Raw genomic sequence first — 8,474 nt, forward strand, 5'->3', positions numbered from 1 at the left:
GGCGTCTCGACCTCGAGGATCCTCCAGGCGGGCTCTGCGGCCATCGGGGCGGCCTCCACCACAGGCTGGGGGGAGACCACCAGCCCGAGGACGAGCAGGAGCGCCGAGACGGGAGCCGCCACGGCGCGCCGCACCGTGAACATGCTTCGACGGTAACCCAGCAGGAGCCCTCGTGGGCCCTTTCGGTCGACCGGATTCAGCGCTTCCGGCTGCCCTTCTTCTTGATCGGGACGTGCTCGACGTGCGGCTCGTCCGCGCCGGGCTCGACGGGGACCTCCGCAGGCTCGACAGCGCCGTCCTCGACGGGCGTGCCGATGTGGCCGACGACCGGCTCGTCGCCGGCGGCCAGCGGTGCGTCGTCCTCAGCGGTGTCCACTGCGACGTCCTCTGCGGGCGCGGAGACGGAGGGCTCCTGGGAGGACGCCTCCTCGGCAGCCACCCCGGGCTCGGGCGCCGGGTCCGTCACCGGCTCGACCACCGGCTCCACGACCGGCTCCGCGGACTCCTCGCCGACGGCGGGCTCCTCCGCGACCGGCTCGTCGACCGGCTCGTCGACCGGCTCGTCGACGGAGACGGGCACGGCGACGATCTCCGGCTCGGCAGCCGCGGACGGCGGACCGGCCGGCCGGCTGGCCGCACGGCGGCGGGTACGGGTGACGACGGTCGTGACCGGGGCGTCGGGCTTCTTGTCCTCGACCGGTTCCTCTGCAGGCTCCTCGGCAGGCGCGACCTGCGCAGCGGGGTCCGCGGCGGAGGGCCGCTCCGTCGGCGCCTGAACGGCGTCGTCGGTGCTCGTCGGCCCGTCGGTCGGCTCGACCGGCGATCCGTCGGTCGGCCCGTCGGTCCGCTCGTCGGTCGGCTCGTCGTCCTCGGCGGACGGCGGCTTGGCCATGGCAGCGACGTCCTTCGGCGACGGCACGGCCTTGCCGGCCGTCTCGTCGGCGGGCGCGCCGCCCTTGCCGCGGCGTCGGCGGTTGCCGCTGCGCGCCGAACCGCCGTCCTCACCGCCGGCGGCCCCGCCGCCCCCGCGGCGCGACTCGACGGGCAGCTCGTGGACGACGATGCCCCGGCCCTGGCAGTGGTCGCAGTTCTCGCTGAAGGCCTCGAGCAGGCCGGTGCCGATCCGCTTCCGAGTCATCTGCACGAGCCCGAGCGAGGTCACCTCCGCCACCTGGTGGCGGGTGCGGTCGCGGCCCAGGCACTCGACGAGGCGCCGCAGCACCAGGTCGCGGTTGGACTCCAGCACCATGTCGATGAAGTCGACGACGATGATGCCGCCGATGTCGCGCAGCCGGAGCTGGCGGACGATCTCCTCAGCGGCCTCGAGGTTGTTCTTGGTGACCGTCTCCTCGAGGTTGCCGCCCGAACCGGTGAACTTGCCGGTGTTGACGTCGACGACGGTCATCGCCTCGGTGCGGTCGATGACGAGCGAGCCGCCCGAGGGCAGCCAGACCTTGCGGTCGAGGCCCTTGGCGATCTGCTCGTCGATCCGGTACGCCGCGAACACGTCGGGGCGCGCCGGCTGGTCGTCGACCGCGGGACCCGGCAGGTAGTGCTCGAGTCGCTCGGAGAGGTCGGGGGCGACGTGCTCGACGTAGCCGCGCACGGTCTCCCACGCGTCCTCGCCCTGGACGACGAGCTTGGCGAAGTCCTCGGTGAAGAGGTCGCGCACGACCTTGAGCGTCAGGTCCGGCTCGCCGTACAGGAGCTGCGGGGCGTTGCCCTTGGCGACCTTGGACTCGATGTCCTCCCAGCGGGCCTTGAGCCGCTCGACGTCGGCGGTGAGCTCGTCCTCCGACGCGCCCTCGGCCGCCGTACGGACGATGACGCCGGCGGTCTCGGGGACGATCTCCTTCAGGAGCGCCTTGAGGCGGCCACGCTCGGTGTCGGGGAGCTTGCGGGAGATGCCCGAGGTGGTGCCGTCAGGCACGTAGACGAGGAAGCGGCCGGCCAGGCTCACCTGGCTGGTCAGCCGGGCACCCTTGTGGCCGATCGGGTCCTTGGACACCTGGACGAGCACCGTCTGACCCGACTGGAGGACCGCCTCGATCTTGCGGGGCGTGCCTTCCTTGTGGCCGAGAGCGGACCAGTTGACCTCGCCGGCGTACAGGACGGCGTTGCGGCCCTTGCCGATGTCGATGAAGGCGGCCTCCATCGACGGCAGCACGTTCTGGACCCGGCCGAGGTAGACGTTGCCGATGAGCGAGGTCTGCGACTCGCGGGCGACGTAGTGCTCGACGAGGACCTTGTCCTCGAGGACGCCGATCTGGGTGACGTCCTTGCGCTGGCGGACGACCATGACCCGCTCGACGGACTCCCGGCGGGCCAGGAACTCGGCCTCGCTGACGATGGGCGCGCGACGCCGGCCGGCCTCGCGGCCGTCACGACGGCGCTGCTTCTTCGCCTCGAGGCGGGTGGAACCGGAGATCGAGGTGATCTCGTCCTCGGGCGAGCGCGGCTTGCGGACCCGGGTCACGGTGTTGGGGTCGTCCCCGTCAGCCTCGCCGCCCTCGCCCTCGCGGCGCCGGCGACGGCGCCGGCGGGAGGACGACGACGAGCCGCCACCCTCGCCCTGCTCCCCGCCCTCGGCGTCGTTCTCGTCGTCGTCGCCCTCGGCGTCGTCGGCGGCCTTGGCCTGGCTCTTGCCCTGCTGGTTCTTGGCCTGCTGGCCCTTCCCCTGCTGGTTGCCCGGCTGGTTGCGCTGCTGGTTGCGCTGCTGCTGCGGCTTGGACTGGCCCTCGGCCGCCTCGCCCTCAGCCGCCTCGTCGCCCTCGTCGGCGCCGTCGACCTCGTCGTCGTCCTCGTCGCCCTCGGTCGCACCTGCGGCGCCGGCCGGCTTGCGGCGGCGCCGGCCGCCCCGGCGACGGCGGCGGCGCGCTGCGGAGCTGGTGCCCTCGCCCTGCTCGCCGTCCTCGCCCTCGGCGTCCTCAGCGTCTGCAGACTCATCGTCAGCGCCCTGCGGCGCGGCGTCGGTGTCCTCGGCCAGCGAGGCGTCGGCCCGGGTGGTGGTCTTCTTGGCCGGCTGCTGACCAGTCGCCTTCTTGGCAGGCGCCTTCTTGGCCGCCTTCTTGGCCGGAGCCTTCTTCTCAGGAGCGTCCTCAGCAGCCTCAGCGTCCTCAGCAGCCTCAGCGTCCTCAGGGGCCGGCTTGGGCGCGGCCTTCGCCTTCGCGGCCTTCTTCGCCGGAGCCGGGGCCTGGAAGAGCACGGCCGCGCCCGCGGCCGGCTGGGCCGCGGCCTCGTCGGTCGTCCCTCCGGTCGCCTCCGCCTCGGCGGGCGTCTCGGGAGCCGCAGCCGTCTTCTTGGCCGCCGCCTTCTTGGCGGGACTCTTCTTCGCCGGCGCCTTCTTGGCGGCCGCCTTCTTGGCGGGAGCCTTCTTGGCCGCCGCCTTCTTGGCGGGCTTCTCGGCCGGTGTGTCGTCGGACGACGTCGCCGGGGTCGCCGGGGTCGGGTCCGCGGGGGTGTCGACGCTGTCGAAGTCGTCGATCGGGGTGTCAGCCATTGCGCTGCTCCTCCACCGGCCCCTCACGAAGGGGCCGGGTGTGTGTCAGTCGCCGTCCATCCCGGAGCCCGGGGTGGCGACGCAAGCCTTCAGGGGACGACACCCCCCGCGGGAGCGTCACTGGTGGCTACGGCCTGCCCGCCGCGGTCGCGTGGGAGGGATTCCCATCCCTTTGTCGGATCGCTGTCACCGATCCGGCACCCTGCGTCGCGGTCTGGCGAGGTCGTGACCTCCACCGTGCCGGACCCGTCTGCTTGCTACGGAACCGGCGAGAACGTCGTCGGATCGGGTCCCGAGCTCCTCCTGGAGGAGGCCTCGAGGGGCCGATCTGTGGCGAGTATCGCACAGGGGCCCAGGGAGGCCGGTATTACGACGCTCCGCCGCGCGCCCGGCGTCAGGAGCCGAGCGGGTCGCCGACGGTGCCCGTCGACTCGTCCAGCGGACCCTGAGCACGGCGGGTGAGGAGCGCGGCGGGCGGGGTCAGCCCGGCCGCCTCGGCGAGGCCCGACAGGACGTCGTCGGGTCGGACGGCGGGCACGGTGTGCCGCAGCACGAGCGCCAGGGCCGGCTCGCCGTCGACCTCGGTCGCGACCAGTGAGACGACAGCGGCGCGGCAGTCGAAGCTGCGCATCCCCTTCTTGGTCATCCGCTCGACCAGCACCGACTCGGTCGCGAGGAAGGCCACGACCGCGGCCTCGACCGCGCTCGGGTCGGCACCACGGAGCTCGACGATCCAGTCACTGGCCACCAGCAGGTCGCTCAGCGAGCCGCCGGGCGACTCGGCGATGGCGGCCACGTCGAGGCCCTCGGGGAGCGCTTCGTCCAGCGCGCGGCCGATCTCGTCGGGATCACGTCGCTCGGCCAGGCCCAGCTCGAAGTACTCCGCCTCGCTGGCCGCGCCGGTCGGCGACGCCCCCGCGTAGGAGATGCGCGGGTGGGGGTGGAAGCCGGAGGAGTAGGCCATCGGGATGCCTGCGCGGACCACAGCGCGCTCGACGGCCCGGCTCACGTCACGGTGGCTGGTGAACCGCAGCCGGCCACGCTTCGCGTAGCGGATCCGGAGCCGCTGGACGGGCGGAGCCTGCTGCTCCGGCTGCTGACGACTCATTGCTCGATCAGCTTCGTTCGCTCACACGCGAGCCTTCGGCTGACACCCCGACGTGGGCCGGCGGGCAGGCTCCGGCCGCGCAGTTCGCTCACGGGGGCCGATCCTAGGTCAGGAGAGCCGTGCGCTCCGCATCTGCGGGGAGGCGTAGACGTTGACGATCCGCAGGCCGTCGAGCCAGGTCGTCAGCCGCTCGGCCTCGGCGTCGAGGGCGGCGACGGCCTCGGCCCCGACGTCGTGGCGCAGCAGCACCCGGACGACCGCGTCGGCGTCCTGGACCCAGCAGCCGACGACCCGTCCGTCCCACCAGGCGGTGTTGCCGGCGTTGCCGTTGGAGTCGAAGAGGTACGGCGTGTCCGCCGGATCGAGGTAGAACGCCCGCTCCTTCCAACCCATCACGGTCGGGTCGAGCGTCGGGAGCAGCGCGGCCCACGGGGCGGCGGGTGGCTCCGGGTCCACGTCGTCGGCGAGCACCCAGCCCGTCCCGCCTCCGTCGAGGCCCACCTCGACCGCGCCGACGTCGACCAGCGCCCGCCGGACCGCGGTCTTGGTCGCCCCCAGCCACCACACGATGTCGTTCTCGGTGCCGGGACCGAACGTGCCGAGCCAGCGGCGCACCAGCTCGGCGTAGCCGTCGGCCTCGCTCGTCACGACCGCCTCGTCCGGCCCGAGCCAGTGGTCGCGGCGCACCCAGCTCGGCTTGTTGAGGCGCCAATGACCGGCGTTGCGGCCGCGCACGACCTGACCCTCCGCGCCGAGGGTCGTCATCACCCACGCGCCGATCGGGAACTCGCCGCCCCACTTCTTCTCCGGCGCGCCGAGGGCGAACCTGCCCTCGAGTGCCGGCACGAGCTCCCGCAGCTCGCGCGTCGTACGCCCGACGCCGTCGCCCAGGACCGCCAGCACGTCGGCGGACGCCGCCGCCACCCACGCCTCCGGGTCGGCGGCGAGCCCGGCCTGGGTCACCCACTTGACCACCTGGTTGCGCTGCTGGACTGCCACCCGGGCCGAGGCGCTCCCCCACGCCGCGGGGAGCAGGTCGCGCGGGAAGACGAAGAGGGTGCGCCGCATCGCGAGCTGCTTGACGAGGGTGCGCCGGTCGTAGAGCGCCGCGTCGACGTCCTCGACCGTCACGCCGGGGACGCGAGCCCACAGGGCCAGGTGGACGGTGGCCGCCTCGGTCGCGTGGAGCACCGTCATCGCGCGGGTCGCGGCCTCGACGTCGGGGAGCCCGTCGAGCAGTCCGTGCCGGCGGGCGAGCCGGGCTCGGCGCTCGTCGTCGTGGAGGGTGCGCATGCGCCCATCGTGGCTCCCGGCACGGACATCGGGCACCAATGCGCACCGTGGAGGGCGGGTTGGGCCTAGGCTTCAGGCCGTGAGCACCCCTTACGGCAACGACCCTTACGGCCAGCAGCCCCCCAACCCGTACGGCGGCGGTGGCGCTGGCGGCGCCTCGTTCGGCGGCGCCGGAGGCGGCGGCTTCCAAGAGCCCGCGAAGACCGACGGCGTGTCCGTCGCGGCGCTGGTCCTCGGCCTGCTCTGCTGCACGTCGCCGATCAGCCTGGTCCTGGGCTTCGTCGGCCTCAAGCGCACCAAGGGCGGACAGCGCAAGGGCCGCGGCATGGCGATCACCGGCCTGATCCTCGGCATCCTCGGCGTGCTGATGTACATCGGCCTCGGCATCGCCCTCGCCGCCGGCGTCGCGTGGTTCGACTCGCTCGTCCAGCCCGACGAGGCCAAGGTCGGCCAGTGCATCGACGTGGACGACGACGACGACAACGCCGTCCTCCTCTACGAGAAGGAGTGCAGCGAGGACCACGACGGCGAGATCGTCGCGGTCGCCGAGGTCGACGACGAGAACCGCGACACGATCAGCAACACGATGGCGGACTTCTGCGCCACGCTCGTGTCGCCCGAGGACCTGGTCAAGCTCAGCGAGGTCGAGGGCCTGGAGTTCGCGGCGGTCATCGAGGACCCCGAGGACGTCAGCAACGGCGACCACCTGGTCTGCTACGTGACCAGCGACGACAAGCTCGACAAGAAGCTCCTCTGAGAGCCCGCACCCAGGAACGATGAGCAACCCCTACGGCCCGCCGGGCTCCCCTGACAACAGCGAGCCCGGCGAGCCGTCGCTCTACCCGCCCTACCAGGGCAACCCGTACAGCGGCGGCAACCCGTACGGCGGCCCGGGGGCTGCGGGCCCGGCGGCTGCGCCCGCCGGCCCGACCGGTCACGGCGTCGACGCGGTCTCCATCACGGGCTTCGTCCTCAGCCTGACCTGCTGCCTGAGCCTGGTCGGCATGATCCTCGGCTTCGTCGGCCTCAGCCGCACCAAGAACAACGCGCGCTCGGGCCGGTGGGCCGCCGTCTCGGCCATCGCGATCGGTGCCGTGGGCACCCTCGCCGGCGCCGGCCTGCTCGCGTTCTTCATCTGGTTCGGCACCTCCACGGTGTCCACCGGCAGCGCCGACGTCGGCCAGTGCGTCAACGTCGACGACTTCAACGGAAGCAACGACGCCACCCTGTTCAAGAAGGACTGCGACGAGGCGCACGACGCCGAGATCGTCGTGACCGGCGACTTCGACAGCGACCAGGTCGACCTGTTCGACGACGGCGGCGCCGAGGCCGTCTGCGTGCCCGAGCTCGACACCGAGTACCTCGAGGCCTTCCAGAACGGCGGCTACGACCTCGACATCGTCTTCGAGTCGCAGGAGCCCGACGTCAACGAGGAGTTCCTCTGCTTCCTCGAGCTCGCCGACGGCGACGATCTCGAAGAACCGATCGTCGAGTAGCAGGAGACCTCTCGGGATGAACGACACCCCACCGGGCGGCCTGACGCCGCCCGGACCTCCGCTGGAGCCTGAGCCGAGCCAGCCCGCTCCCCCGGCGCCCCCGGTCACCGGCGGTCTGTCGGTCGACGACTGGATCGCAGAGCAGGCGGCCCGTCCCCCGCAGCCGGCGCCACCCAACTACGGTGCCGCCCACGGGACCTCCTACGGGCAGTACGCCACAACGACGAGCGCCGCGGGCACGGACGCAGGACTCGGGTGGACGGCGTTCGGGCTCGCGCTCGTCGTCTGCATCCCGCTGCTGCCGCTCGTCGGTGGTGTCCTCGGTGTCATCGCACTGGCCCGGCAGCGGTTCCGGCCGCGCTGGCCGGCGGTCGCCGCGGTGGTCATCGGGCTGCTGGGCAGCGCTGGGCAGGTGGCCCTGGTGACGAACGACGACTTCCAGGACGGCTTGCGCGACGGGGTGAACGAGTCGCTCGAGGCCGACACCGAGGACGCCCGACGCTCGGGCGACCCCACGGAGGTGAACCCGTTCAAGCTGCGCCGGGGCGACTGCGTCGACGACCCGGCCAGCGTGAACCTCGAGGGTGACGAGGTAACGGTCCGCGCCACCGTGACCCTGCTGCCCTGCAAGGAGCCGCACGACCTCGAGGTCTTCAAGGTCTTCCAGCTCCCCGAGGGCGACTTCCCGGGACAGAAGGCGATCGACCGGGCGACCGCACGTTGCTTCCCGGCGTTCACCGAGTTCGTCGGCGTCGGCTATGCGCAGTCCGAGCTCGAGATCTACTTCTACTTCCCGACCAAGCGGTCCTGGGACCTGATCGGCGACCGAGCCATCAGCTGCTTGGCGGGGCTGCCCGACAAGAAGGTCCGCGGCTCGCTCGAGGACACCGAGCGCTGACGCCGACGCCATCGAGGACCGCCACGCGACGGTGTCGGCGGCGGAGGTGCTGGGCCGCACCGGTTGAGAGGGCCTACGCTGCGGTGCGTGGCTCAGGACCCGTACGGCGGCAGCGGCGGCTTCACGCCGTACGAGCCCGACGCGACGCCCGAGTCAGAGCCGGCTGACGGCGGCTCGGGC

At 72.7% G+C, this 8,474-nt stretch carries 6 protein-coding genes; 3 read left to right on the forward strand and 3 right to left on the reverse strand.

Annotation, left to right across the window (positions count from 1 at the left end):
- Positions 1-196 precede the first annotated feature (196 nt).
- The 3 genes from H0487_RS20430 to H0487_RS20440 all read right to left on the reverse strand — a co-directional run bounded on the left by H0487_RS20430 (position 197) and on the right by H0487_RS20440 (position 5,900).
- Positions 197-3,499: a ribonuclease E/G gene (locus tag H0487_RS20430; protein ID WP_183096065.1), complete on the reverse strand. Its 3,303-nt coding sequence runs from the start codon at positions 3,497-3,499 to the stop codon at positions 197-199.
- Positions 3,500-3,893: 394 nt separating this feature from the next.
- Positions 3,894-4,607: a TIGR03936 family radical SAM-associated protein gene (locus tag H0487_RS20435; RefSeq protein WP_183096066.1), complete on the reverse strand. Its 714-nt coding sequence runs from the start codon at positions 4,605-4,607 to the stop codon at positions 3,894-3,896.
- 108 nt (positions 4,608-4,715) lie between these two features.
- On the reverse strand, positions 4,716-5,900 hold the full coding sequence (locus tag H0487_RS20440; RefSeq protein WP_183096067.1) for a winged helix DNA-binding domain-containing protein: 1,185 nt from the start codon (positions 5,898-5,900) through the stop codon (positions 4,716-4,718).
- A gap of 79 nt (positions 5,901-5,979) precedes the next feature.
- On the opposite strand from H0487_RS20440, the gene H0487_RS20445 reads away from it, so the two are divergent.
- Genes H0487_RS20445 through H0487_RS20455 form a run of 3 tightly spaced genes read left to right on the forward strand, consistent with a single transcriptional unit; the run spans position 5,980 to position 8,294 of the window.
- Positions 5,980-6,657, forward strand: coding sequence for a DUF4190 domain-containing protein (locus H0487_RS20445; RefSeq protein ID WP_183096068.1), 678 nt, complete (start codon positions 5,980-5,982; stop codon positions 6,655-6,657).
- Positions 6,658-6,676: 19 nt separating this feature from the next.
- Positions 6,677-7,396, forward strand: coding sequence for a DUF4190 domain-containing protein (locus H0487_RS20450; protein WP_183096069.1), 720 nt, complete (start codon positions 6,677-6,679; stop codon positions 7,394-7,396).
- A gap of 16 nt (positions 7,397-7,412) precedes the next feature.
- On the forward strand, positions 7,413-8,294 hold the full coding sequence (locus H0487_RS20455) for a septum formation family protein (RefSeq protein ID WP_183096070.1): 882 nt from the start codon (positions 7,413-7,415) through the stop codon (positions 8,292-8,294).
- Positions 8,295-8,474 lie beyond the last annotated feature (180 nt).

Origin of the sequence: Nocardioides stalactiti, assembly GCF_014180715.1 — a bacterium.
Lineage (GTDB): Bacteria > Actinomycetota > Actinomycetes > Propionibacteriales > Nocardioidaceae > Nocardioides > Nocardioides stalactiti.